This is a genomic window from Phaeobacter sp. JH20_08 (assembly GCF_048056635.1).
GTDB lineage: Bacteria > Pseudomonadota > Alphaproteobacteria > Rhodobacterales > Rhodobacteraceae > Phaeobacter > Phaeobacter bryozoorum.
This window is the reverse complement of sequence record NZ_JAYMVV010000005.1, coordinates 767,544-792,568: the sequence shown is the minus strand read 5'-3', so window position 1 is coordinate 792,568 and position 25,025 is coordinate 767,544. Positions and strand designations below refer to the sequence as shown.

Here is a 25,025-nt window from a genome sequence, read left to right as displayed (position 1 = left end):
GACAAGCGCCTCAAATGTTCCGGGGCTTCTCGCCCCTTGTTATGCGGTCGTAAATTGACCCCAATTCGCGCAGGCCAAGGCCTGCTTTTTCGTCTTGCGAGGCCTATTCCCCGCACCGGACGGACCACTGTGGTTCGCCGTCACCACATTAACGTCATAAACGTTACCGGCCCGTTAACAGTGCCTTTACCAAGATCGCGCTTTTCCAGTTCGCCAGCTGCTGCGATTCCCACAGGAGCGACCTGCTGATCAGAGATAACCCCCTGAAAAACATGGCCTTTATCGGCTATTTGGAAAGCGGATCCCCCACCCGCATGATTTCCCACTCTAGCGTTATGCCAGAATTGGCGTAAACCTCTTTTCTGACATCTTCGCCCAATCCCTCAAGATCTGCGGCAGATGCGCCACCTGTGTTAATCAAGAAATTGGAATGCTTCTCGCTCATCTGCGCACCGCCGCGCCGGGCGCCGCGCATTCCGGCATCATCAATCACTTTCCAGGCCTTCAGATCATGGACATCATCGGCCTGACCGGTCGATGAAAACCCCGCCGGATTGCGAAAGGTCGACCCGGCTGACCGGTCCTTCGTCGGCTGGGTGGCATCGCGTTTGGCCAGCTGCTCTTCCATGCGCGCATGCAGGGCTTCGGGATCGCCCATCGGGCCGCGCAACACCGCCGAAACCAGCACGGCCCCCTCCGGCAGGTCGCTCTGGCGGTAGGCGAATTTCAGGTCCTCACCGCTCAGCCTCACCACTTCACCGCTGCGCAGCACCACCGTTGCCGACTGAAAGACATCTGCGACATAGCTGCCATAGCAACCGGCATTCATCCGCACCGCGCCACCGATCGATCCGGGAATGGTGCGCAGAAATGTCAGATCCACCCCCGCATCCGCGGCCTTGCGGGCCACATGGGCATCCAGCGCAGCAGCGCCAGCGGTCACCGTGTCGCCCTCGACCTCAATCGCGTTGAACCCGCGCCCCAGCCGGATCACCAGCGCCCGCAACCCGCCATCACGCACGATCAGGTTTGAGCCGACCCCCATCGGGAACACCGGCACCGACGGATCCAGAGACCGCAAAACATGCGCCAGATCCTCCACATCGGCAGGCTGAAACAGATAGTCCGCCGGTCCGCCAACCCGCAGCCAGGTCAACCCTGCCAGATCGCGATTCGGATGAAGCTTGCCGCGCAGCCCGTCGATGTTCATATGCTCTGCCCCTGCCTGTCTTGGCGTCCACCCCGGCCAAGCCAGCCGACGCAGCACCCAGCGGGCAAACGACGGCGAGACTCAGCAGCCCGGACCGGCCCTGCGTGTACTCCGGTTTTGCCCATGCACACAATGGCCCAGCCGGCAGCCCGGCGCAAAGGGCAGAGCGCTCATTCGTGGAAATCGGCGGGGTTCAGCTGCGGCTCAGGCGGTTGCGCAGCCAGCGGCCCAGATAGATCACCGGCCAGCGCAGCATCGACATGCCCGCAAACAGCGCCGCCAGCCCCCACCAGGGACCGTTTTCATAGGTGACATAGCCCAGCAGCGGGATGCCAAAGGCAATCAGGAGATAGGCGCGCGACCAGTGATTGTCCCGGCTCGGCAGCATCGCCAGCACATTGGCGGCCACCACCCAGAGACAGGCCAGGATCAGCGACTGCGTCATTCGCCAACCTCCGGCCCGGAGGCTCGGCGCAGGCGCGACAGCACATGCAGCAGCGGACGGCGGAACATCGACACCAGCGCAAAACAGCCAAAGGCAGCGGCAAACCAGCCGTGGTCTCGCCCCAGGAAATAGATCAGCACCGGCGCCACAGCGACCAGCGCAATCCCCGGCCCGCGCTGCCAGCGAACCGGCAGGGCGGCCACGCCGGTGGCAATGAACACCCACAGGACAGAGGCCAGCAGGCTCAGCATGGCGCTGCCTCAACCGCCGGGACCCTCGCCCGCGGATAGGAGATCACGCCAGCCACCCTCAGCCCCGCAACCGCTCGGGCAGACCATTGGCCCAGGCGCTGATGGTACCCGCCCCAAGGCAGACGACCATATCGCCGGGTCGGGCCTGTTCACGCACCAGCCGCTCCAGATCGGGTTCGTCCAGCAGCGCGCGGGCATGGCGATGGCCATGACGGATCAGACCGGCCACCAGATCGTCGCGCCCGGCGCCCTCGATCGGGTCTTCGCCCGCGGCAAAGACCTCGGCGATGGCGACCACATCGGCCTCGTTGAAACAGGCGCAGAAATCCTCGAACAGGCTGGACAGGCGCGAATAACGGTGCGGCTGATGCACCGCGATCACCCGGCCCTCGCAGGCCTGCCGGGCCGCTTTCAGCACGGCAGTGATCTCGACCGGGTGGTGGCCGTAGTCGTCAATAATGGTGACACCGTCCACTTCGCCCACTTTGGTAAAGCGGCGGTTGACGCCGCCAAAGGCCGCCAGAGCCTCGCGGATCTCGCTGCTCTTCATGCCCAGATGGCGCGCCACGGCCACTGCCGACAGCGCGTTGGAGACATTGTGATCCCCCGGCATCGGCAGAGTGCAGCCCTCGATTACGCGATCCTCGGCCTGAAGATGAATATCAAAATGCGCCACGCCCGCCTTGTAGGTCAGGTTGACTGCCCGCACATCTGCCTGCGCGTTGAACCCATAGGTCACGACCCGGCGGTCGGTGATCCGGCCAACCAGCGCCTGCACCTCGGGATGGTCGGTGCAGCAGACCGCGACGCCGTAGAAGGGAATATTGGAGACAAAGTCGTAAAACCCGTCGCGCAGCGTGTCGAAATCACCCCAATGCTCCATATGCTCAGGGTCGATATTGGTGACGATCGCAATGGTTGCGGGCAGGCGGTTAAAGGTGCCGTCGCTTTCGTCGGCCTCAACCACCATCCACTCGCCCTGGCCCATCCGCGCGTTCGACCCATAGGCGTGAATGATGCCGCCATTGACAATGGTCGGGTCGAAATGACCGGCCACCATCAGCTCCGCCATCATGGTGGTGGTCGTTGTCTTGCCATGGGTGCCTGCGATGGCGATGTTGGATTTGAGCCGCATCAGCTCGGCCAGCATTTCGGCCCGGCGGACCACCGGCAGGCCACGCAGGCGCGCCTCGTCCAGCTCTGGATTGCCCGGTTTGATCGCCGAGGAAATGACCACAACCGCCGCGTCTTCCAGGTTTTCCGCCGCCTGCCCGACAAAGATCCGCGCGCCCAGCTCTTCCAGCCGGTTGGTGATCTTGGAAGCTTTCAGATCCGAGCCCTGCACCACATAGCCAAGGTTCAGCAGCACTTCGGCGATGCCGGACATGCCGATGCCGCCGATGCCAACAAAATGGATCGGGCCCACATCACCGGGGAGTTTGGTCGCAGGGTTCATGTCATTCCTTCCTCGGACAGCTGTTCAACAAGCCCCACCAGCCGCTCGGTCGCATCGGGAATACCCACTTGCAAGGCGGCCCGTGCCATCTGGCTGGCACCATCGGGATTGCTGAGAACCGCGCTCATTTGCTCTGTCAGCGCCGAAACGTCAAGAGCGCTTTCCGGGATCAGGATCGCCGCCCCGGCATCGACCAGCCCACGGGCATTGGCGCTCTGGTGATCGCCAGCCGCCGCGGCAAAGGGGATCAGGATCGACGGGCGGCCGATCACCGAGATATCCGCAACCGACGACGCACCGGAGCGCGAGATCACCAGCTGCGCCTCCGACATGCGGGCGGGCACATCGGTGAAAAACGGCTGCACATCCGCCGCGATCCCCTGTTCGGCGTAGAATTGCGCAACCCGCGCACCATCTTCATCGCGCGCCTGATGCGAGACCCGCAACCGGCTGCGCAGCGCCTCTGGCAGTGCGGCAATCGCTGCGGGCACCACGTCAGAGAGGATCCGCGCGCCCTGGCTGCCGCCCATCACCAGCACCGACATCGGATAGTCACCCGGCGGAATATAACCGGCCCCAGCCCGCTCCAGCACCGCAGCGCGCACCGGGTTACCGACATGGACGCCATCAACCCCCTCCGGCAGCGCCGTGGGCCAGACGCCACAGGCCACCCCGGCCACACGGGGAGCAAACAGCTGATTGACCCGGCCCAGCACGCCGTTCTGTTCATGGATCATACGCGGCAGCTTCAGCAGGGTCGCAGCCCCCAGTGCCGGGATCGACGGATAGCCGCCAAAGCCGACCACCACGTCAGGCCGGTCCCGCCGCATCTGCATCGCCATCCTTGTGACACCTGCGGCGATCTTCGGCGCGACCATCGCCTTGGCCAGCAGCCCGCCGCGGGCAAAGGTGGCCGAGGGCACCTCGGCAATCTCGGTGGTATGCGGATAGCCGCCGGTGTACCGCGCGCCCCGCGCGTCCGTTGACAGTTTCACCCGCCAGCCGCGTCTCAGCATTGCCTCGGCCAGGGCCTGCGCGGGGAACATGTGCCCCCCGGTGCCACCCGCCGCCATCAAGAGCAATTTCTGCGCCATCGTATTTTCGGTCTTTCTGTCTCTGCTCACTCACCCCCCCGACCGCGCAGGGCAGACCGAGGGGTGCGCTTCGATCGGGCAGGCTCAGCCGCGCCCGTGTCCGCGCAGGAAATCTGCAATCTCGCCCTGCGGGCGCGACCGCGAAAACGCCAGCAACATCCCCACCGCGATCCCGCCGGCAATCAGCGAGGAGCCACCGTAGCTCACAAACGGCAGAGTCATGCCCTTGGCCGGCAAGAGCCGCACCGCAACGCCCATGTTGATCATCGCCTGCACGCCAAAGGTACAGACAAGACCGGTTCCGGCAAGCCGGATAAACGTGTCGCGCTCCCGCATCAGGCGGAACAGCGTGCGGGCCACCACCGCCGAATAAAGCAGGATCAGGATCACCACCAGCACCAGCCCGTATTCCTCGGCCGCCACTGCGATGATGAAATCGGTATGGGCATCCGGCAGCGACCATTTCACCTCGCCCTCGCCGACGCCGACACCGAACAACCCACCTTCGCGGATGGCATTGGTGGCATAGCCCATCTGGGTGGTCGGGTCGATTTCAGGGTTCAGGAAGCCGTCGATGCGGCGGGCAAAATGCTCGGAGCTGGAATAGGCCACAACCCCGCCCATCACGACCACCGCCGCCATAATCACCAACAGCAGCATCGGCGCACCGGCCACGAAATACATCACGCCCCAGCCAAACAGCACCAGACAGGCCTGACCAAAATCAGGCTGCATCACCAGCATCAGCACCACCGTCAGGCACAGGCCAAAGGACATCAGCGTGCCCGGCGGGCCGTTGATCTGCTGGCTCGCGGCGATCATCCAGGCCGCCACCACGATGAATCCGGGCTTCAAGAACTCCGACGGCTGCAACGAGGCAAAGCCGAGGCTGTACCAGCGCGTCGCGCCCTTGCCGAAATCGGTGCCAAACACCGGCAGCAGCGCCAGTGCGACAAAGGCGCAGATAAACCCGATCACCGCCAGTCGCCGCACCAGCGTTGGCGACATCATCGAGGTGATCAGCATCGCCACCAGCCCGGTGATGCCAAAAATCGCCTGCCGCTCGACATAGTGGAAATTGTCAAACCCGTTGCGCTCGGCCAGCGGCACCGAAGCGGCCAGCCCCAAGAGCAGCCCGATGACAAACAACATCAGGACGCAGGACATCGTCCATTTGTCCAGCGTCCGCCACCATTTGGGTAGAATCGGCTCGCCCGCCTGTACGGGGAGCGCGCCATAGACCATTTCAGTCATGGAAGTACCGCCACTATCTGCCTCGTCATCCGTCCCGTTTTCGGGATCGTTAGGCAAACAGTAACCGGAAACTTTGCCTCAGGCCACCCTCTTCCTCTTGCCTTTGGCAGTTATCCGCGCCTATGGCCGGGCATGGCATATGAAACCCTGATCCTTGGCGCCGGCGCGGCCGGCATGATGTGTGCAACCCGCTCCGGCGCAAGCACCCTGGTGATTGATCACGCCAAGGCGCCGGGCGAGAAAATCCGCATTTCCGGCGGCGGGCGCTGCAATTTCACCAATATGTACGCCAGCCCCGAAAACTACCTGTCGCAGAACCCGCATTTCTGCAAATCCGCCATGGCGCGCTACACCCAGTGGGATTTCATCGAGCTGGTGGACCGCCACGGCATCGCCTGGCATGAAAAGACACTGGGCCAGCTGTTCTGTGATGGCTCGGCCAAACAGATCGTCGCCATGCTGGTGCAGGAGATGCAGGCCGCCGGGGCCGAGCTTTGGTTGCAGACCTCCGTCACCTCGGTAAGCCGCAGCCCGGATGGGTTTCGCGTCGCGGTGGAGCGAGAGGGCAAGCCGCAGGTGCTGACCGCGCGCAATCTGGTGATTGCCACGGGCGGCAAGTCGATCCCGAAAATGGGCGCGACCGGTCTGGCCTATGATCTGGCGCGCCAGTTTGAGCTGCCGCTGACCGAAACCCGCCCGGCACTGGTGCCGTTCACCTTCTCCGAAGACCGCTTCAAACCTCTCGCGGGCGTCGCCCTGCCCGCACGGCTTTCCAATGAGCGCACCAGTTTTGACGAGGCGCTGCTGTTCACCCATCGCGGCCTCTCCGGCCCCTCGGTGCTGCAACTGTCGTCCTACTGGCGCGAGGGGGAGCAGATCCGCGTCAACCTGATCCCGGAAACGCCGCTGTTTGATCACCTGCGCCGCCAGCGTCAGGAAACCGGGCGCAAGGATCTGACCACCGAACTGGCCCGTCACCTGCCCGGACGGCTGGTGGAGTTCCTGGCCCCTGAATTCGCCCTGAAGGGGCGGCTCGCCGACCAGTCCGACGCCGCCTTGCGCGATCTCTGCGACCAACTGGAAAACTGGACGCTCACCCCTTCGGGCAGCGAAGGCTATCGCACCGCCGAGGTGACGCTGGGCGGCATCGACACCGATGCGCTGTCGTCAAAGAGCATGGAGTCCAAGACGGTTCCGGGGCTTTATGCGATTGGCGAAGCGGTTGATGTGACCGGATGGCTGGGCGGCTATAACTTCCAATGGGCCTGGGCCTCCGGCGTCGCGGCCGGAACCGCAATCGCCGCCAAGGGCTGAGCCTCGGGCGTCTCCGCTCGGGCCAGCCCGAAACGCCGCCCCGTTCACCCCTCGCGTCACTCCTCGACAAACACCTTATTGGCCGGCGTGACGCCGCGCGTATAGGTGCAGAAGGTGTCATGCGCATCAGGCGTGGTGGTATGGATCTTGATATTGGTGATCACCTCCACCGCCCCGGCATCAAGACAGGCCTGTTCGGCCTGTTTCACGATCCCCAGCAGCTGATCCAGCTCACCACGCATCGTGGTCTCCATCGCCCCCACCTGAAACGGCAGACCTGAGGCCTTCACCACATCAATCGCGCGGTCCACAACCTCGAAGTTATTGCCCTCGCGCAGCCGGGGAATGACCTGAAAGGCCAGCATCACCGTGTTCTGCGGCGCTGTCGTCTCGGCCATCAGATTGCCTCCCCATCGGGTTGCACCGGGGCCTCCGCCTGTCGCTTCTGCACCTCGGCGATGAAATCCTCTCCGCGCTGCTCGAAGTTGTCATATTGGTCGAAACTCGCTGCCGCCGGGGCCAGCAGGATGGTATCACCCGCCTCCGCCTCAGCGGCGGCCCGGGCCACCGCCTGCGCCATGGTGATGCAGACCTCGGCCTCCACATCCAGCTGCATGGCAAAGCCTGCCGCCTCGCGACCGATCACATAGGCCTTGCGCACTTTGCCGGTCTGGCCGCGCAGGGCGGTCAGGCCGCCCTCTTTCTCCAGCCCGCCACAGATCCAGCGGATATTGTCAAACGCGCTCAGCGCCTTGGCCGCGCTGTCAAGATTGGTGGCCTTGCTGTCATTCACATAGCGCACCCCCTGATGGGTCGCGATGGTCTGGCTGCGATGCGGCAGACCCGGATAGCTGGCCAGCGCCTCCTCGATCAGGCGCGGGGCCAGCCCCAGTGCCCGCGCCGCCGCATAGGCCGCACAGGCATTCTGATGGTTATGCGCGCCCGGCAGCCCCTGCATCTGACGCAGATCAATCGAGGCCGCCTGCCGCCCTTTGCGGTATTCGCTCAGGAACCCCTTGCGGGCAAAGACCTGCCAGCCCGGTCCGGTCAGTTTCTGGCTGGCAGAAATGCGGATCACCCGGTCATCGCTGGCCGCCTCCGACAGCTGACCGGCCAGATACAGCCCCTCATCCTCATCGACGCCAATGATCGCGCGATCCGGGCCGCCTTCGGCAAACAGTCGGCGTTTGGCCGCGAAATAGCCGCCCATGCCTGCGTGCCGGTCCAGATGATCGGGGCTGAGGTTGGTGAACACCGCCACATCCGGCGTCAGCGCCCGCGCCAGATCGGTCTGATAGCTCGACAGCTCCAGCACCACCACGCCCCCGGAGCCCGGCGGATCAATATCCAGTACACCGCGGCCGATATTACCCGCCAGCTGGCTTTCGCGACCGGCCTCCTCCAGGATGTGGTGCAGCAGCGCCACCGTGGTAGATTTGCCGTTGGAGCCAGTGACCGCCACGATACGCGGCGCCTGATCGTATTGCTCCCAGCCCTGGGTCGCGATGGACCGGAAGAACAACCCGATATCATTGTCCACCGGCACCCCCGCCACCAGCGCTGCGCGGATCACCGGGTTGGGTTTGGGGTAGAGATGCGGAATACCCGGCGAGACGATCAGCGATGCAACATCGTCAAAGGCGCCGGATTTCAGCAGATCCCGGCAGGTGAACCCCTCGACCTCGGCCCGGGCCCGCGCGCCGGGGTTGTCATCCCAGCAGACCGGCTCTGCCCCGCCTGCACGCAAGGCCCGCGCGGTGGCAAGGCCAGACCGTCCAAGCCCCAGCACCGCTACAGTTGCGCCTTCGAATCCGGTCACAGGGATCATCGCCTGCCCTCCCATTTGATCTTTGCTCGAATCGCTACCCGATCACGGGAACCAACACCAGTCCCGTTGCGTTTGCCAGTCCGCCGACACCCGGCTAGTGTCGGCCAAAAATTGGGAGGCCCCACAGCCATGGACGCGCGATTGCAGCAGATCCTCGATGCCATCAACCGCGATCTTCGCGACGATCCCGACCGGGGCGACGTGGCCAGCTACATTCCCGAACTGGGGCAAGTCGATCCCCACCAGTTTGCCATCTCCGTGGCTACCGCCGACGGCCAGATCTACAGCGCCGGGGATGCCGCCACGCGGTTCTCGGCCCAGAGCATCACCAAGCTTTTTACGCTGGCGATTGCGCTCGGGCGCTCCGGCGATCAGCTCTGGCAGCGGGTTGGTCGCGAACCCTCCGGCACCGCCTTCAACTCCATCGTGCAGCTGGAACATGAACGCGGCCGACCGCGCAATCCATTTGTGAATGCAGGTGCCATTGTCACCACGGATGAGGTGCTGGCGGGCCGCGAACCGCGCGATGCGCTGGCCGAATTCCTGGGCTTTATCCGCGCCGCCGCCGAGGATGACGATATCCACATCAATGGCGCGGTTGCCCGCTCCGAAACCGCCCATGGGCACCGCAATTTCGCCCATGCCCATTTCCTTGCCTCCTGCGGTAATCTCAAGAATGACCCGGACAAGGTGCTCGGCACCTATTTCCACCATTGCGCCACCGAGCTGACCACCACCCAGCTGGCCCGTGCCGGCCGTTTCCTGATCGGCGCCGGTGTCGGTCCGCGGCTGGTCTCGCTGGACCGGGTGCGGCGGCTCAATGCGCTGATGCTGACTTGCGGGCATTACGATGGCTCGGGCGAGTTCGCCTATCGCGTCGGCCTGCCCGCCAAAAGCGGGGTTGGCGGTGGTATTCTGGCCAGCGTACCGGGCAAGGCCAGCATCGCCGTCTGGTCGCCGGGGCTGGACCGCAACGGCAATTCGAAACTGGGCACCGAAGCGATGGAGCGGCTGGCGCGGGAGATGGACTGGTCGGTGTTCTGAGCCGCCGTTGCCAGCCCGGCGCACGCAGGGCTTACCATCCGTTCAGGCGGCAGCGCTATGCTCACATCCGTTGCAACACCAAGATCAGGAGAACGTCCCCGCCCAACTGACCCTTTCAAGGTCAAGACTCCGGGCGTATGGGGATCCGCACAGGCCGACAGACGGAGATGACCCCTGGCAAAGGTCATCCACCCTCCGCCCCTCCGGCGGCGCCGCCTTCTTCTTACGCAAAACCGCCCGAAGCATTTTCAGCCCCGAGCGGTTTCAGATATCAGACCAGATCGGCACACCGCCCCGCAGGATGACCTGCGCGGCGGCGATCCGGCGTGGCTCAGCGCACTTTCAGCGTGGCCAGACCGATCATCGCGAGGATCAGCGAGATGATCCAGAAGCGGATCACGATGGTCGGCTCCGCCCAGCCCTTTTTCTCATAGTGGTGATGGATCGGCGCCATCAGGAAGACCCGTTTGCCGGTGCGCTTGAAATAGAGCACCTGAATGATCACCGACAGCGCCTCCACCACGAACAGCCCGCCGACAATCGCCAGCACCAGCTCGTGTTTGGTGACCACCGCGATGGCGCCCAAGGCGCCGCCAAGGGCGAGCGAGCCGGTATCGCCCATGAACACCGCCGCTGGCGGCGCATTGTACCAAAGGAAGCCCAGACCGCCGCCAAACAGCGCCGCGGCAAAGATCAGGATTTCCCCGGTGCCGGGCACGTAATGCACATCCAGATATTCGGTAAAGTCCACACGCCCCACCGCATAGGCAATCACCCCAAGGGTCGAGGTCGCGATCATCACCGGCATAATCGCCAGCCCGTCAAGCCCATCGGTCAGGTTCACCGCATTGGCCGCGCCGACGATCACGCAGATCGAAAACGGCACGTAGAACAGACCAAGGTTGATCAGCGTATCCTTGAACACCGGCAGCGCCAGCTGGTTCTGCAACTCCACCGGATGATAGGCAGAGGCCCAGAGGGCGGCGATCACCGCAATGGTGATCCCAAGCGCCAGCCGCAGCTTGCCCGGTACGCCTGCGGTGTTCTGCTTGGAGACCTTGGCATAATCATCGGCAAAACCGATCAGCGCAAAGGACAGCGTCACAAACAGCACCAGCCAGACAAAGGGATTGTCCCAGCGCGCCCAGAGCAGCGTCGCCGTCACCAGCGCGCCGACGATGAGCAGCCCGCCCATGGTGGGCGTACCGGCCTTTGCCAGATGCCCTTCGGGGCCGTCATCACGGATCGGCTGACCCTTGCCCTGCTTCTTGCGCAGCACATTGATCAGCGGTGGCCCAAACAGAAACCCAAACAGAAGCGCCGTCAGAAACGCCCCGCCCGCGCGGAAGGTGATGTAGCGGAAGAGGTTGAAAAGATCGCCCCCATCCGACAGCGCGGTTAACCAATAGAGCATGTCAGCCGGTCCTCAGTTCGTCAAAGTTCAGAAAGTGGCCTCGCCATGGCCCAATTCGCGGATGCCGTCAACAACCTTGGCCAGCGCCATGCTGAGCGACCCCTTGGCCAAAACCACATCCCCCGCCGCGATCTGACCCGCCAGATCCGCCTGCACATCACCGCTGCTGGCATAGTGACCACCACGTTTGTCCGCAGGCAACGCCGCATGAAGTGCCCCCATCAGCGGGCCGATGCAATGCACCACATCGAGATCCGCCATCGCGGGCAGATCGGCAAGGGCCGCGTGCAGATCGGCCTCCTGCGGTCCCAGCTCCTTCATATCGCCCAGATAGGCAATCCGCCGTCCCGCGCAGGGGGTCGCGGCCAGAACCGCCAGCGCCGCCGCGACCGAGGTCGGATTGGCGTTGTAACTGTCATCCAGCAGCAGGATCTCGCCCCGCCCCGCGCCAAGCGTCACGGTTTCACGCGCCCCGCGCCCGGTGACCGGCGACCAGAGCGACAGGCTTTGCACGGCCTTGGCCAGATCCAGATCCAGCGCCGCCAGACAGGCCAGCGCGCCAAGCGCGTTCATCGCAAAATGGGCGCCAAGCGACTGGATATTCAGGCGATATCGCTGCCCATCCGGCAGCGTGACCTCGGCCTCTGTCTCATCCCCGCGTGAGGCGGTTCCGGTCAGGCGATAGCCCGGAACGATCGGCCCCTGACCGGTGCCAAACCACTGCGCAGGGCGCGCAGCCTCCTCGGCAACGGAGTGCAGGATCGGAGCCTCGGCAATATCGGCGTTCAGCACCGCAACACCGCCCGGCTCCAGCCCGTCGATGATGGCGGCTTTCTCGGCGGCGATGCCCTCGATCCCGTCAAAGGCCTCCAGATGCACCGGCGCCACGGTGGTGACCATCGCCACATGCGGACGCGCCTGCTTGGCAAGCGGGCTGATTTCACCGGGGTGATTCATGCCGATCTCGATGACGGCAAATTCGGTGTCCCGCGGCATCCGCGCCAGCGTCAGCGGCACGCCCCAATGGTTGTTATAGCTGGCAACAGCCGCATGGGTGCGCCCCTGATCGGACAGCATCCGCGCCAGCATTTCCTTGGTCGAGGTCTTGCCGACCGATCCGGTGACGGCAATCACCCGTGCATCCGTGCGCGCACGACCTGCCCGGCCCAGAGCCTCCAGCCCGGCCTGCACGTCATTCACCAGCAACAGCGGCGCATCGTCACCGACGCCCTCGGGCCTGCGCGAGACCAGCGCCGCACCAGCGCCTTTCTCCAGCGCCTGCGCCACGAAGTCATGGCCATCGCGCGCCGCCTTCAGCGCCACAAAGAGATCGCCCGCCGCAATGCTGCGGGTGTCGATGGAAATGCCATTCACGCTCCAGTCGCCAATCGCCTGACCACCGGTGGCCGCTGCCGCCTCCTCAGCTGTCCAAAGGCTCATACCAACCTCCCGTCGAGAGCCGCGACCGCCATGCTGGCCTGCTCCACATCATCAAAGGGCAAAACATCACTGCCAACGATCTGGCCGGTTTCATGGCCCTTGCCGCAGATCAGCAGGGCATCGCCGGGTCCCAGCGCATCAACGCCGCGCAGGATCGCCTCGGCCCGGTCGCCAACTTCCATCGCATCCGGCGCGCCGCCCTTGACGGCGGCGCGGATCACGGCCGGGTCCTCGCTGCGGGGGTTGTCATCGGTCACGATCACCAGATCGGCATTGTCCTGCGCCGCCTGTCCCATCAGCGGGCGTTTGGCGGCATCGCGATCACCACCGGCACCAACAATGGCGACCAGCCGACCCAGCACATGCGGGCGCAGTGCCTTGATCGCGGTGGCCACGGCATCAGGCGTATGGGCGTAATCCACAAAAACCGTCGCGCCATTTTCGCGCGTGGCCGCCAGCTGCATCCGGCCGCGCACGGTCTGCAAATGCGGCAGCGTCGCAAAGACCGCATCCGGGTCCTCGCCGCTTGCAATCACCAGACCGCAGGCCAAAAGGATATTCTCCGCCTGAAAGCCGCCAATAAGGTTGAGCCGGGCCTGATAAGGCCGGTCGTGCCAGGTAAAGCGCATGTCCTGCCCCGAGGCGTCATAACGCGCACCGACAAGGCTCAGATCACCGAGACCGCGCCCGACCGATATCACCTCATGCCCGCGCGCAGCGGCGACCGCCCGCATCTCGGCGCCGCGCGGGTCGTCCATGTTGATGACGGCCACGCCATCATCGGGCAGCACCCGGCGGAACAGGCCCGCCTTGGCGGCGAAATATGCCTCAAACGTCTCGTGGTAATCGAGGTGGTCCTGGGTGAAATTGGTGAACCCCGCCGCCGCCAGATGCACACCATCCAGACGCCGCTGATCCAGCCCATGCGAGGAGGCCTCCATTGCGGCATGGGTAACCCCCGCCGCCGCCGCTTTTGCCAGCGCGTCATGCAGGGTAACCGGCTCCGGGGTGGTGTGGTTGAGCGGATGGCTCCAGGCGCCCTCAACCCCCGTGGTGCCGAGGTTCACCGCCTTATGGCCCAGCTCCACCCAGATCTGGCGCACAAAGCTCGCCACCGAGGTTTTGCCATTGGTGCCGGTCACTGCCACCATGGTTTCGGGCTGTGCGCCGAACCACAGCGCCGAGGCATAGGCCAGCGCCTGACGCGGGTCTTCGACCACCACCAGCGCCACGGTCGACTCGCGCAGCAGCTCCGCCGCAATCGACGCGCCTGTCGCATCGGTGAGAATCGCAGCCGCCCCATTGCCGAGAGCGGCGGGCACAAATTTGGCGCCATGCACCTGACTGCCCGGAAGGGCTGCAAACAGCCCCCCTTCGACCACCTTGCGGCTGTCCACGGCAATGCCATGGATCGTCGGATCGACACCGCCGCGAGCGGTCAGCCCCAGCTGGCTAAGAGGACGGTTTTCAATGGTGCCCATAGCAACCCCACCTGATCAGTTTGAGGTGAGGGTTATAGCAGCCATCTCATCCGGTTCAACTTGCGGTCTGAGGCCAAGCAGCGGCGCGATCCGACCGATCATTTCGCCAGCGACGGGCACAGCGGTCCAGCCTGCGGTGCGGCGCTCCTCGCCATGGGCGATGACCGAGGGTTCATCCAGCGTCACCACCAGCACATATTTCGGATCATGGGCCGGGAACATCGCGGCGAAGGTGGCGATGACCTTGCTTTCGTAATAGCCGCCGCGTGGTTTGGGTTTATCGGCGGTGCCGGTCTTGCCGCCCACCTGATAACCCGGAACCTCGCCAAAGGAAGCGGTGCCGCTGGTCACCACCTTGCGCAGCATGGCGCGGGCCTGACGGGCCGCCTCAGCCGACATCACCCGGTGGCCCAGCTGCGGCCCCTTCTGGCGCAGGATGGTGGGGCTGACATATTGGCCGCCATTGGCGATGGCCGCATAACCGGCTGCCAGATGCATCGGGCTGGTGGACAGCCCGTGCCCATAGGAAATCGTCACCGTGCTGAGCTCGCCCCATTTGCTGGGTTTGAGCGGCTTACCGCCTGCGGCCTCGGCGATTTCGATCGGCGTCGGATCAAACATCCCCATGGCGCGCAGGAAATCCTGCTGCCGCTGGGCACCGATCTGCAGCGCCAGGCGCCCGGTGCCCCGGTTGGAGCTGTTGACGATGATATCGGCGACACTCAGCTTGCCGTAGTTCTTGTTGTGGAACTCGCCAATCGGAAAGCGCCCGATCCGCATTGGACCGGAGGTGTCGATAATGGTCTCGGAATTCACCAGCCCCAGATCAACGGCCTGAGCTGCGGTGAAAATCTTGAAGGTCGAGCCCAGTTCATAGACCCCCTGCACCGCGCGGTTGAACAACGGGCTGTCGGAGGGATCGAAACCGGAGGTCGGCGGACGTGGGCGGTCATTGGGATCAAAATCCGGCAGCGACACCACCGAAATCACCTCGCCGGTGTGAACATCCATCAGGATCGAGGTGGCGCCTTTGGCGTTCATCAGCTTCATGCCGCCGAAAAGCACCCGCTCGGATGCCGCCTGCACCGTCAGATCCAGCGAGAGCTGCAAGGGCCGCCCGCCGTTGGCCGGGTCGCGCAGGTAGTCGTCGAACTGTTTTTCGACCCCGGCAACACCGATCACCTCGGCGGCGCTGACGCCTTCCTTGCCGAAACCGGCGCCGCCCAGCACATGGGCCGCCAGGCTGCCATTGGGGTAAAGACGCATTTCGCGCGGACCAAACAGCAGCCCCGGATCGCCGATGTCATGGACGGCCTGTTTCTGTTCGGGGCTGATTTTTTTCTTGATCCAGATGAACTTACGCTTGCCGGAAAAATCCTTCAGCAGGCGTTCCAGCTCCAGATCGGGGAAAATCTCCACCAGACGCCGCGCCGCCCCGTCCGGGTCGACCATCTGCGGTGGCTGGGCATAGAGCGAATGGGTCTCGAAGTTGGTTGCCAGAATGCGGCCCTTGCGGTCGACGATATCGGCGCGCTGCATGGCAATGGCGCTGCCCGGCGCGCTGGCGACCGGTTCGACCGGCTCCGAGGTGGCCAGCGTTGCCATACGGGCGCCAATCGCGGTGAAGGCGCAGAGGAAGAACATGCCCAGAACCAGCAGCCGCCCCTCGGCGCGCTGGCGGGCATGGGCCTGCATCTCGGCGTGGCGCTGGCGCAGGTTTTCGCGTTCGATGGCATCCGGGTTCTCGCCCCGCGCGCGCGCGGTCAGGATCCGCGCCAGCGGGCGTAGCGGCGTGCGGATCATGGCTGTGTCCCCGTTGCGGTCTGCCCATTGGCCCCAAGCGAGGAAACCTCAACCCCGTTGGTAAAATCCAGCAGCTCATCCTCCTGCGGCGGATAGGCGACCTCATCCACGCGGCCAAACTGTTCCGGGCGCAGCGGCAGCAGGCTGAGGCGATCAAAATTGAGTTCCGCCAGTTCGCGCAGCCGGTCGGGACGGTTGAGATAGGCCCATTCGGCGCGCAGCACGCTGAGCCGGACCTGCGATGCGCCGATCTGGCGTTGCAGGCTGCGGGTTTCCTTCAGCACCTGCTGGGTGGTGTAATTCTCGCGGTAGGCCCAGAAAGCCAGCCCAAAGACGGCGAGACAGGTGGCGATATAAAGCAGGGTCTTCATCAGCGTTTCTCTCTTGCCTGCGCCTGTTTCAGCTGCGGCATGCCAATATCCTTGGCGCTGATCGCAATCGGCGCGGCCCCGGTGCGGCGACCGACGCGCAGCCGGGCAGAGCGTGAGCGCGGGTTGTCCGCCAGCTCCTGATCGTCCGGCCCGACGGCCTTGCGAGTGACCAGCGTGAATTGCGACGGCGTTTCCTCGACCTCGGGGGCGTAGCGGTTGGCGCGACCGGTTTTGCCCGCGCGATGCTGGAAGAAGCGTTTGACCATGCGATCTTCGATGGAATGGAAGGTCACAACCGCCAGCAGACCGCCGGGTTTCAGCGCGCGTTCGGCGGCCAGCAGCCCCTCGAACAGCTCTTCATATTCGGCGTTCACCGCGATGCGCAGCCCCTGAAAACTGCGGGTTGCCGGATGTGACTGGCCGGGTTTGGAGCGCGGCAGGCAGCTCTCGATGATTCCGGCGAGCTGGAGTGTAGTGGTGATCGGCGCCTCGGTGCGGGCCTTCACGATGGCGCGGGCAATACGGCGGCTGGCGCGTTCCTCGCCAAAGAGGAACAGGATATCGGCCAGCGCCGCCTCGTCCAGTTCCGCGACCAGATCGGCGGCAGAGGGGCCATCCTGCGACATCCGCATATCCAGCGGCCCGTCGCGCATGAAGGAAAAGCCGCGTTCGGCCAGATCCAGCTGCATGGAGGAGACGCCAAGATCGAGGACGACGCCGTCGAGATCCTGCGCATATTCATCCATGCGGGAGAACACCCCCTGTTGCAGGGTCAGGCGGCCATCGTAGTCGCCGATCCAGCTTTCAGCCATTTCAAAGGCCAGCGGATCGCGATCAACGCCGATCACGTGATCGGCCCCCGCCTCCAGCAGGCCCCGGCTGTAGCCCCCGGCCCCGAAGGTGCCATCGAGCCAGCGCCCGGAAACCGGCGCCACGGCTTTCAGCAGCGGACGCAGAAGGACCGGTACGTGAGGACCGGTTGAGGTTGGGCGGTCCGTTGTCATGGATCAAGCGCCTCCGGCGCCATCGAGGAATTCCGCCGGGTCAAAGTCCTCGGGCAGATCGTCCAGCCACTCCTCGGATTTTGCCAGTTCTTCCTCTTCATAGGTTTCAGGCTTCCAGATCTGGAAGGTGTCGCCGGCGGCGATGAAGAACGCCTCGGCCTCCAGATTGATCTTGTTGCGCAGCTTGGCGGGCAGTACTAGCCGCCCGGTTTCATCAACGGTGGTCGGGAAGGACTGACCGTGGAACATGCGCTGCAACATCTTGCGCGGCATCGAGCCGCGCGGCAAGGCGTCGATTTTGGCGTCGACTTCCTCGATCGCCTCCATCGTGTAGCATTCCAAGAAATTGCGGCGGTGGTCACCATAGACGATGACCAGTTCGGGGTTGCTGCCGGATTGCCAGTTGGGGTCACCCGCTTCCAGAACACGGCGAAAGGAGGCCGGAATCGAGACCCGCCCCTTTGTATCCACCTTGTGGTGGCTTTCACCTCTGAACCTACGGCCCAATCTATCGTCCCTTTTTTCAGCGTCCCTCGTGCCGAAGCTATCCCCAGAAGCAAAAGGGGCGGGCTGATCTGCTGCCACTGATCAACCCGCCTCCTTGTCCCGACTTGCGGGGTGTCCGACTGCGCGCGCCACCTGGGGGGATGTCTGCTCGCTCGCGCGCCGGATCTCTCTATTTTCGATGAAAGCGAAGGCCTGTATGAAACCTGCTTCTTAGTAGTCTTGGTTGGGGTCGTTTGGTGCCCCTGCTCTTCGTCTCATTCGATGAACTAGGGATACTATGGGAATACGTGGGCGACAACTGTTTTTTATGGACCACATCTGCACATCTAGATAACGACGAGCCGATTCTACGGGAAAGAATCGCAGATACGTCCAGTGGTAGATTAAGTTACCATAAAGGCCACTATATGTAGGGTCACATCTGGCTTTGAAAAAGTGCCATGATTTCCCAGAAATTTTGAGAGCGAGTCTGGAGAATCAGAATGTTCACATTCTGTTCATGGGTGCGTGTGGCAGTTGGACCGGGGCAATTCCCGTGATCCGGGCGATATCGCCTGAAAATCACGCCAGAACAGCACAGTGATTCGGGAAAGCGGGCCAAAATGTCTCAACGCCGCCCATAATTTCCCACATGGCCCATCAATTCCCACGCGGCCCATGATTTCCCAGCAGCGCCGGGAGCGTTTCAGCTTCGCGATCTAGGCCATGCCGCCGCGGATCAGACCTTCGGCCATTTTTGCATAGGCCTCGGCCATCAGACCGTCACCGGCAGCGATGGGAGTGCCATTGTCACCGGCCAGCCGGGTCTCAAGATCAATCGGCAGCGCCCCGAGCAAGGGCACCCCGATGCGCTCAGCCTCGGCAGCAACCCCTCCGTGACCAAAGATGTGATGTTCGCCGCCACAATCCGGGCAGGCAAAGAAGGACATGTTTTCGATCAGGCCCAGCACCGGCGTTTTCAGGGTGTTGAACATGTCAATCGCCTTGCGCGCATCCAGCAGCGCCACATCCTGCGGGGTGGAGACAACGATGGCGCCGGACAGCTCGGCCTTGGTGCACAAGGTCAGCTGCACATCGCCGGTGCCGGGCGGCAGATCGACGATCAGCACGTCAAGCTCCCCCCAGTTCACCTGCCCCAGCATCTGCTGAAGCGCGCCCATCAGCATCGGGCCGCGCCAGACCACCGCCTTGGCCTCGTCAACCATGAAGCCGATCGACATCAGCGTGACGCCATGGGCGTGCAGCGGTTCGATGATCTTGCCGTCAGGGCTGGCGGGGCGGCCGCTCGCCCCCATCATGCGTGGCTGGCTGGGTCCATATATGTCAGCGTCGAGCAGGCCCACCTTGCGCCCCTGCCGGGTGAGCGCCACGGCGAGATTGGCGCTGACGGTGGATTTGCCCACGCCGCCCTTGCCCGATCCGACGGCGAGAATGCGTTTCACCCCGCTGGGTTTCAGCGGCCCCTGCTGCGGCTTGGGGTGGCCGCCCAGTTTCAGGGTCGGCGCGGGCCGCGCGGCGGCATCGGAGTGGGCGGTCAGCGCCGCGGAGACGCTCTCCACACCCGGCAGCGCCAGAACGGTTGCCTCGGCAGCACGGCGCAGCGGCTCCATCTGGGCGGCGATCTGCGGGCTGGGCGCCTCGATCACGAAGCTGACGCGGCCTCCCTCCACCATCAGCGCGCGCAGCATGTCGCGCGAGACCAGCGTTCCGCCATCGGGCAGTTGCAGCCGCGCAAGGGCGTCGCGAATCTCATCCTGGGTGGGGGTCATGGCCTGTCTCCTGTTGGTTACCCGCCATATAAGACCTGCGGCCGACAAGCCCAAGACCGCATCGGACCCTGCACAGGCTCCCGGTCGGCCCCAATCTGCGCGCGGCCTGTAGCCTGCCCGTTTGCCGCCTGCCGCGAATTTAGGCATCAGCACACCGATTGGCGCATACCTCGGCAAGATCAACCCGGTTTCCGCGAGGAAACCCATGCATTTGCTGCATAGCAGAAATGCCTCTTTCAGGGATTGTGCGTGTGCAGCATTATCATATTTATGAGGCCAAGAGAGGCCGGGAACGGCCAGACATTCATAGACGTTAAGGACAACACCGATGGCCGCTGTTGACAATATCACAACCCGCAAAGGCGCTCTGGCCTTCAGCCCGCGCGCCATGTTCGACGAGCTGAAAGGCAAGATTGCACGCTACCGCCTGTATCGCCAGACCATGGATGAGCTGTCGACGCTCTCCGGTCGCGAGCTGGCTGACCTGGGGCTGAGCCGCTCCATGCTGCGCAGCGTCGCCTATGAGGCCGCATACGGCACGAAATAAAGAGATCAGGCTCTCTTCTCCTCCTCCCTTGGGAGCCTGCTATCGCGGTGACATCCTCCTCCTCCCTGATGTCACCGCACCCTATACCGGCGTCATAGCCGGACCCTGATACACCATGCCTCCTCCTCCCTGATGGTATGGTGTTGTACAGAACGGCGGTGCCCTCCTCCTCCCTGGCACCGCCGTTTTTTGTGCCTGATTGCCTGATCGGCAGCGCCTCCCATTGATGACAGGACGCAAAAAGGCGCCGGCAAACTGCCGACGCCCGAGCTGGTGCCCGCCTGCCGATGGCGGGGATCTATCGGTGCTGGATCAGACCCGCAGTCGGCGCGGTCAGAACGGCACGTCCTCTGCTGCGGTGACGAAACGGGCGACAACCTTTTTCGTGCCGGCCTTCTCGAATGCGACTTCCAGCTTGTCCCCCTCGATCGCGGTGATCGCGCCATAGCCGAATTTCTGGTGGAACACCCGTTCACCGGCAGTGAAGGCGGAGGTGGCGGTGAGGTCGATGACGCTGGACTTGCTTTCCTTGGGCTGGGACAGACCACGCTCTCCGGCGCGGGACTGCATGCGTTTCCAGCCCGGCGAGTTGTACCCATCGGCAGAGGCCATGCGGTCCTCAATCGTGGAGCGCACGCCCCCGAAACCGCCCGGAGCCGCCGCGCCGTAGCCGCCGCCGTAGAGACCGGGCGGGGTCAGCACCTCGACATGTTCTTCGGGCAGCTCATCAATGAAACGGGAGGGCAGCTGCGATTGCCACTGACCAAAGACACGGCGGTTGCCGGCAAAGGAGATCGTGCAGATGTCCTCGGCCCGCGTGATACCGACATAGGCCAGACGGCGTTCTTCCTCGAGGCCCTTCAGGCCGCTTTCGTCCATCGAGCGCTGCGAGGGAAAGAGACCATCCTCCCAGCCCGGCAGGAAGACGGCAGGAAATTCCAGCCCCTTGGCGGCGTGCAGCGTCATGATGGAGACCTTCTGCGCCGCATCCTGTTTGTCATTGTCCATGATCAGGCTGACATGTTCGAGGAAGCCCTGCAGGTTTTCAAACGCCTCCAGCGCCTTGACCAGTTCCTTGAGGTTTTCCAGACGGCCCGGCGAATCCGGGTTCTTGTCGGTCTGCCACATGGTGGTGTAGCCGCTCTCGTCGAGGATGGTTTCGGCCAGCTCCATATGGGTCATGTCGGCGTCGCCCGCCAGACGTCCCCAGCGGGAAAGATCGGTGACCAGCTGGCGCAGGGCATTGCCGCCCTTGCCCTTGATCTGGCCGCTCTCCACCGCGAGCCGCGCGCCCTCGACCAATGAGACGCCATTGCTGCGCGCCATGGTTTGGATGGTCTGCTGCGCCTTGTCGCCAAGACCACGTTTGGGGGTATTGACGATCCGCTCAAACGCCAGATCGTCCTCCGGGCTGACCACCAGCCGGAAATAGGCCATGGCATCGCGAATTTCGAGCCGCTCGTAGAAGCGCGGCCCGCCGATGACCCGGTACGGCAGACCAATGGTCAGAAAGCGGTCTTCAAAGGCGCGCATCTGATGCGAGGCCCGCACCAGAATCGCCATATTGTTGAGGTCGATGGGGGCAAGGCCACGGGTGCCGCGCTGCATCGCCTCGATCTCCTCGCCGATCCAGCGAGCCTCCTCCTCGCCGTCCCAATGGCCGATCAGACGCACCTTTTCGCCGCCGCGTGCCTCGGTCCAGAGTTCCTTGCCCAGACGTCCGCTGTTGCCCCGGATCACCCCGGAGGCGGCGCTGAGAATATGTTCGGTCGAGCGGTAGTTCTGTTCCAGCCGGACCACATTGGCGCCGGGAAAATCCTTTTCAAACCGCAGGATATTGCCCACCTCGGCCCCGCGCCAACCATAGATCGACTGATCATCGTCACCAACGCAGCAGATGTTCTTATGCGCGCCCGCGAGAAGCCGCAGCCAGAGATACTGGGCCACGTTGGTATCCTGATATTCGTCCACCATGATAAAGCGGAACCAGCGCTGGTATTGTTCCAGCACATCCGGGTTGTCCTGAAAGATGGTGACCATATGCAGCAGAAGATCGCCGAAATCGACCGCATTCAGATCCTTCAGCCGCACCTGATACTGCGCATAGAGGTCCACGCCACGGTGATTATAGGCGCTGGCATCCGCAACCGGCACCCGGGAAGGCGTCAGCGCGCGGTTTTTCCAATCGTCGATCACCCCCGCCAGCATCCGCGCAGGCCAGCGTTTGTCATCTATGCCTTCGGCCTTGATCAGCTGTTTCAGCAGCCGGATCTGATCGTCGGTGTCCAGAATGGTGAAATTGGATTTCAGCCCGACCAGTTCGGCGTGACGGCGCAGCAGTTTCACGCAGATCGAGTGGAAGGTGCCAAGCCAGGGCATCCCCTCAACCGCCTGCCCCAGCATTCCGGCGACGCGCTCCTTCATCTCACGCGCGGCCTTGTTGGTGAAGGTCACGGCAAGGATCTCGTTTGGTTTGGCCGTGCCGGTGGTCAGCAGATGGACAATCCGCGCAGTCAGCGCCTTGGTCTTGCCGGTGCCGGCCCCTGCCAGCATCAGCACGGGACCTTCCAGACATTCGACGGCGGCGCGCTGTGCGGGGTTCAGCCCGTCAAGATAGGGCATCGGCCGCGCCGCCATGGCCCGCGCGGACAGCGAAATCCCCTCATAGGGGTCGATATCGTCAAAACTGCTCATGGGCAGGACATTAACGTGATTCAATCCCGGCGGAAAGAGGGCGTTCACAGTCTGTTCCGCAGGCATCCGCAACAGATCAACCGAGCAAATCCCGAAAATCTTCAGTAGTTTAAACCCCGACACCCCGGAATTTAGGTTAACGATTAACACAATTGAAAACTCAACCGACCAGCATGGACCAGCGGCCATAGCGCCGTGAGGGCACTCTCAATCGGACGGCAGACGGCACAATGAAACCTGATCTCAAAACCAGCGTCGCGGAGAGAACCCGCAGCATGTCACTCCTTTTCGTGCTGGTTGTGGCCGCGGCCGCCTCGGTCTGGGCCGTTTTTGCGGTGCCAACCCCCATCGTCGATCACATGCTGGAAGCCGACATCCGCAAACAGGCGGAACTCTGGCAGCGGCGGATCGTCCTGCATATGGCAAACCCGGAGGAGTCGTTCGAGGAGGGCATCATCCAGCCGCATGACGCCCATATGCTGGCGCTGTTCACCGAGGAAACCGATGTCTACCGCTATCGCCTGCTGACCAGCTCGGGCGAAATTTTCTGGTCCTCGCGCAGCGATGAAATCGGCGAGTTTGAGGCAAATGTCTTTTTCACCACCAAGGTCGCCAAAGGTGAGGTCTACTATATGCACGATGCCTTGCCCGCCTATGACGTCGACGGGCTGACCCTGGCAACCGGCAACTACAACAGCGAGGTCACGCGGGAGATCGCACAGGTATACATGCCCCTTATTCATAACGGGCATTTCGACGGTGCGATTGATTTCTATACCGATATCACCGAGCTGCGGAACATCTTCATCAACCGGGTGCGGCTGTCGCTGATCGTGCTGACATCCATAGCGCTGCTGGCAATGACAATTGCTGTTTATGTCGTGTTCAAATCGAACCGATTCCGCATGAATCAGCTGCGCCAGCGCAACGAGACCGAGCGCGAGATCCTGGACGAGCAGCTGCGGCTGGCCCGTGAAGTGCAGCTGCTGGGAGAGCTGAACGAATGGCTGCAATCCAGCCGTTCGCTCGACGAGCTGTTCGACATGGTGGCCCGTTTCATGACCCATATCCTGCCGACGGCTGAGGGCAGCGTCTATGTCTACTCCAACTCGCGCGATGTGCTCGACGGCTGTGCCAGCTGGAATGGCGGCAGTCACAAGGACCATATCCACCCGGAAGAATGCTGGGGGCTGCGTCGCGGCCGCAGCTATGAATTCGGCTCCTCCGAGATTGATTTTGTCTGCGAACATGCCGAGCCGCATGACGGCCGCGCCTATTACTGTTTCCCGATTCTGGCCCATGGCGAGACCGTCGGCCTGATGCATCTGCGCGCGCTGAGCGACGCCACGGAAGAGTTCCGCAGCAGCAAGAAACTGGCCCAGATGTGCGCCGAACAGATCTCCATGGCGATCGCCAATGTGCGGATGCGCGACCAGCTGCATGATCAGTCGGTGCGTGATCCGCTGACCGGTCTGTTCAACCGTCGCCACATGACGGAGACCCTGCGCAAGAGCATCTCCAGCAGCCAGAAAAGCGGCACACCGCTGAGCCTGATTGCGGTGGATGTGGATCATTTCAAGAAGTTCAATGACAATCACGGCCATGATGCCGGTGACATGGTCCTGCGGGCGGTCGGTTCGGTGCTGGAACAGGCCTGTGACGGCGATGAAGTGGCCTGCCGTCCGGGCGGAGAGGAATTCACGCTGATCCTTCCCGGGGTCAGCCAGCAGGATGTGATGACCAAGGCCGAGCTGCTGCGCCAGGCCGTGGAGGCGATTGTCGTCCGCTACGGCGAGAAGGCGCTGCCGGGGATTTCGATCTCGCTTGGCGTGGCCCATTACCCGCGCCACGGCACGATGCCACAGGACCTGCTGCGCGCCTCCGACGAGGCGCTCTACGAGGCAAAGGCGAAAGGCCGCAACCAGGTCTGTGTCGCCTCCGCCGCAGAGCAGGCGCCACGCAACCCTGCCGCGCAGACAGGTCCCTCAAGGCCGTCGGATTCGGGCAACTCGATCGCTGCGGAGTAGGCCGGAGACCCCTGCCCCCGCAGCAGGAACCGGGCCGACGGGCATTGACCAAAGCCCCGTCACAGCGACCAA

21 protein-coding genes are annotated in these 25,025 nt (G+C 63.5%); 4 read left to right on the top strand and 17 right to left on the bottom strand.

The features are described from left to right. Window positions 1–286: 286 nt before the first annotated feature. From murB to ftsW, 6 genes are all read right to left on the bottom strand, one after another. Window positions 287–1,210 carry a UDP-N-acetylmuramate dehydrogenase gene (gene murB / locus VWY75_RS05800; protein WP_340545046.1) on the bottom strand — a complete coding sequence of 308 codons (924 nt, stop codon included), beginning with the start codon at window positions 1,208–1,210 and terminating at the stop codon, window positions 287–289. Between the two features lie 193 nt (window positions 1,211–1,403). Further along, the gene (locus tag VWY75_RS05795; protein ID WP_340545045.1) at window positions 1,404–1,655 is read right to left on the bottom strand and encodes a DUF2484 family protein; all 252 of its coding nucleotides are present in this window, start codon (window positions 1,653–1,655) and stop codon (window positions 1,404–1,406) included. Continuing rightward, complete coding sequence (locus tag VWY75_RS05790; protein WP_340545044.1) at window positions 1,652–1,906, bottom strand: DUF2484 family protein; 255 nt, start codon at window positions 1,904–1,906, stop codon at window positions 1,652–1,654. Before VWY75_RS05790 ends, VWY75_RS05795 begins: the two co-directional genes overlap by 4 nt. Before the next feature lie 58 nt (window positions 1,907–1,964). Next, complete coding sequence (gene murC, locus VWY75_RS05785; RefSeq protein ID WP_340545043.1) at window positions 1,965–3,362, bottom strand: UDP-N-acetylmuramate--L-alanine ligase; 1,398 nt, start codon at window positions 3,360–3,362, stop codon at window positions 1,965–1,967. Further along, complete coding sequence (locus VWY75_RS05780) at window positions 3,359–4,456, bottom strand: UDP-N-acetylglucosamine--N-acetylmuramyl-(pentapeptide) pyrophosphoryl-undecaprenol N-acetylglucosamine transferase (RefSeq protein WP_340545042.1); 1,098 nt, start codon at window positions 4,454–4,456, stop codon at window positions 3,359–3,361. The genes murC and VWY75_RS05780 overlap by 4 nt, the downstream gene beginning before the upstream one ends. Before the next feature lie 84 nt (window positions 4,457–4,540). Further along, window positions 4,541–5,710 carry a putative lipid II flippase FtsW gene (gene ftsW / locus VWY75_RS05775; protein ID WP_416536759.1) on the bottom strand — a complete coding sequence of 390 codons (1,170 nt, stop codon included), beginning with the start codon at window positions 5,708–5,710 and terminating at the stop codon, window positions 4,541–4,543. Window positions 5,711–5,842: 132 nt separating this feature from the next. On the opposite strand from ftsW, the gene VWY75_RS05770 reads away from it, so the two are divergent. Next, window positions 5,843–7,024, top strand: coding sequence for an NAD(P)/FAD-dependent oxidoreductase (locus VWY75_RS05770; protein ID WP_416539199.1), 1,182 nt, complete (start codon window positions 5,843–5,845; stop codon window positions 7,022–7,024). 56 nt (window positions 7,025–7,080) lie between these two features. On the opposite strand, the gene VWY75_RS05765 is transcribed toward VWY75_RS05770, so the two are convergent. Then, window positions 7,081–7,422: a thiamine-binding protein gene (locus tag VWY75_RS05765; protein ID WP_416539198.1), complete on the bottom strand. Its 342-nt coding sequence runs from the start codon at window positions 7,420–7,422 to the stop codon at window positions 7,081–7,083. Beyond that, window positions 7,422–8,852 (bottom strand): UDP-N-acetylmuramoyl-L-alanine--D-glutamate ligase, encoded by a 1,431-nt coding sequence (murD, locus tag VWY75_RS05760; RefSeq protein WP_416539197.1) that lies wholly within the window; start codon window positions 8,850–8,852, stop codon window positions 7,422–7,424. The genes VWY75_RS05765 and murD overlap by 1 nt, the downstream gene beginning before the upstream one ends. 129 nt (window positions 8,853–8,981) lie before the next feature. On the opposite strand from murD, the gene VWY75_RS05755 reads away from it, so the two are divergent. Next, a complete protein-coding gene (locus tag VWY75_RS05755; protein WP_340545038.1) occupies window positions 8,982–9,896 on the top strand; it encodes a glutaminase in 915 nt (304 codons plus the stop codon). 331 nt (window positions 9,897–10,227) lie between these two features. Here the strand turns inward: VWY75_RS05755 and mraY are convergent, their stop codons facing one another. The 8 genes from mraY to VWY75_RS05715 form a co-directional block, all read right to left on the bottom strand. Further along, window positions 10,228–11,310: a phospho-N-acetylmuramoyl-pentapeptide-transferase gene (gene mraY, locus VWY75_RS05750; RefSeq protein WP_061048820.1), complete on the bottom strand. Its 1,083-nt coding sequence runs from the start codon at window positions 11,308–11,310 to the stop codon at window positions 10,228–10,230. A gap of 27 nt (window positions 11,311–11,337) precedes the next feature. Further along, complete coding sequence (locus VWY75_RS05745) at window positions 11,338–12,750, bottom strand: UDP-N-acetylmuramoyl-tripeptide--D-alanyl-D-alanine ligase (RefSeq protein WP_416539196.1); 1,413 nt, start codon at window positions 12,748–12,750, stop codon at window positions 11,338–11,340. Beyond that, window positions 12,747–14,231 (bottom strand): UDP-N-acetylmuramoyl-L-alanyl-D-glutamate--2,6-diaminopimelate ligase, encoded by a 1,485-nt coding sequence (locus VWY75_RS05740; RefSeq protein ID WP_416539195.1) that lies wholly within the window; start codon window positions 14,229–14,231, stop codon window positions 12,747–12,749. The genes VWY75_RS05745 and VWY75_RS05740 overlap by 4 nt, the downstream gene beginning before the upstream one ends. Window positions 14,232–14,246: 15 nt before the next feature. Next, a complete protein-coding gene (locus tag VWY75_RS05735) occupies window positions 14,247–16,034 on the bottom strand; it encodes a peptidoglycan D,D-transpeptidase FtsI family protein (protein ID WP_416536753.1) in 1,788 nt (595 codons plus the stop codon). Next, window positions 16,031–16,405 (bottom strand): cell division protein FtsL, encoded by a 375-nt coding sequence (gene ftsL, locus VWY75_RS05730; protein ID WP_014874069.1) that lies wholly within the window; start codon window positions 16,403–16,405, stop codon window positions 16,031–16,033. The genes VWY75_RS05735 and ftsL overlap by 4 nt, the downstream gene beginning before the upstream one ends. Then, window positions 16,405–17,409, bottom strand: a complete 1,005-nt coding sequence (rsmH, locus tag VWY75_RS05725; protein ID WP_416539194.1) for a 16S rRNA (cytosine(1402)-N(4))-methyltransferase RsmH — start codon at window positions 17,407–17,409, stop codon at window positions 16,405–16,407. The genes ftsL and rsmH overlap by 1 nt, the downstream gene beginning before the upstream one ends. A 3-nt stretch (window positions 17,410–17,412) precedes the next feature. Beyond that, the gene (gene mraZ, locus VWY75_RS05720; protein ID WP_340545033.1) at window positions 17,413–17,916 is read right to left on the bottom strand and encodes a division/cell wall cluster transcriptional repressor MraZ; all 504 of its coding nucleotides are present in this window, start codon (window positions 17,914–17,916) and stop codon (window positions 17,413–17,415) included. Window positions 17,917–18,614: 698 nt separating this feature from the next. After that, window positions 18,615–19,685 carry an Mrp/NBP35 family ATP-binding protein gene (locus VWY75_RS05715; protein WP_340545032.1) on the bottom strand — a complete coding sequence of 357 codons (1,071 nt, stop codon included), beginning with the start codon at window positions 19,683–19,685 and terminating at the stop codon, window positions 18,615–18,617. Between the two features lie 328 nt (window positions 19,686–20,013). On the opposite strand from VWY75_RS05715, the gene VWY75_RS05710 reads away from it, so the two are divergent. Then, a complete protein-coding gene (locus tag VWY75_RS05710; RefSeq protein WP_340545031.1) occupies window positions 20,014–20,232 on the top strand; it encodes a DUF1127 domain-containing protein in 219 nt (72 codons plus the stop codon). Window positions 20,233–20,565: 333 nt separating this feature from the next. On the opposite strand, the gene VWY75_RS05705 is transcribed toward VWY75_RS05710, so the two are convergent. Beyond that, window positions 20,566–22,926, bottom strand: coding sequence for an ATP-dependent helicase (locus VWY75_RS05705; RefSeq protein ID WP_340545030.1), 2,361 nt, complete (start codon window positions 22,924–22,926; stop codon window positions 20,566–20,568). Window positions 22,927–23,156: 230 nt separating this feature from the next. On the opposite strand from VWY75_RS05705, the gene VWY75_RS05700 reads away from it, so the two are divergent. Continuing rightward, window positions 23,157–24,953, top strand: coding sequence for a diguanylate cyclase (locus VWY75_RS05700; RefSeq protein ID WP_416539193.1), 1,797 nt, complete (start codon window positions 23,157–23,159; stop codon window positions 24,951–24,953). The last annotated feature ends 72 nt before the right edge of the window (window positions 24,954–25,025 follow it).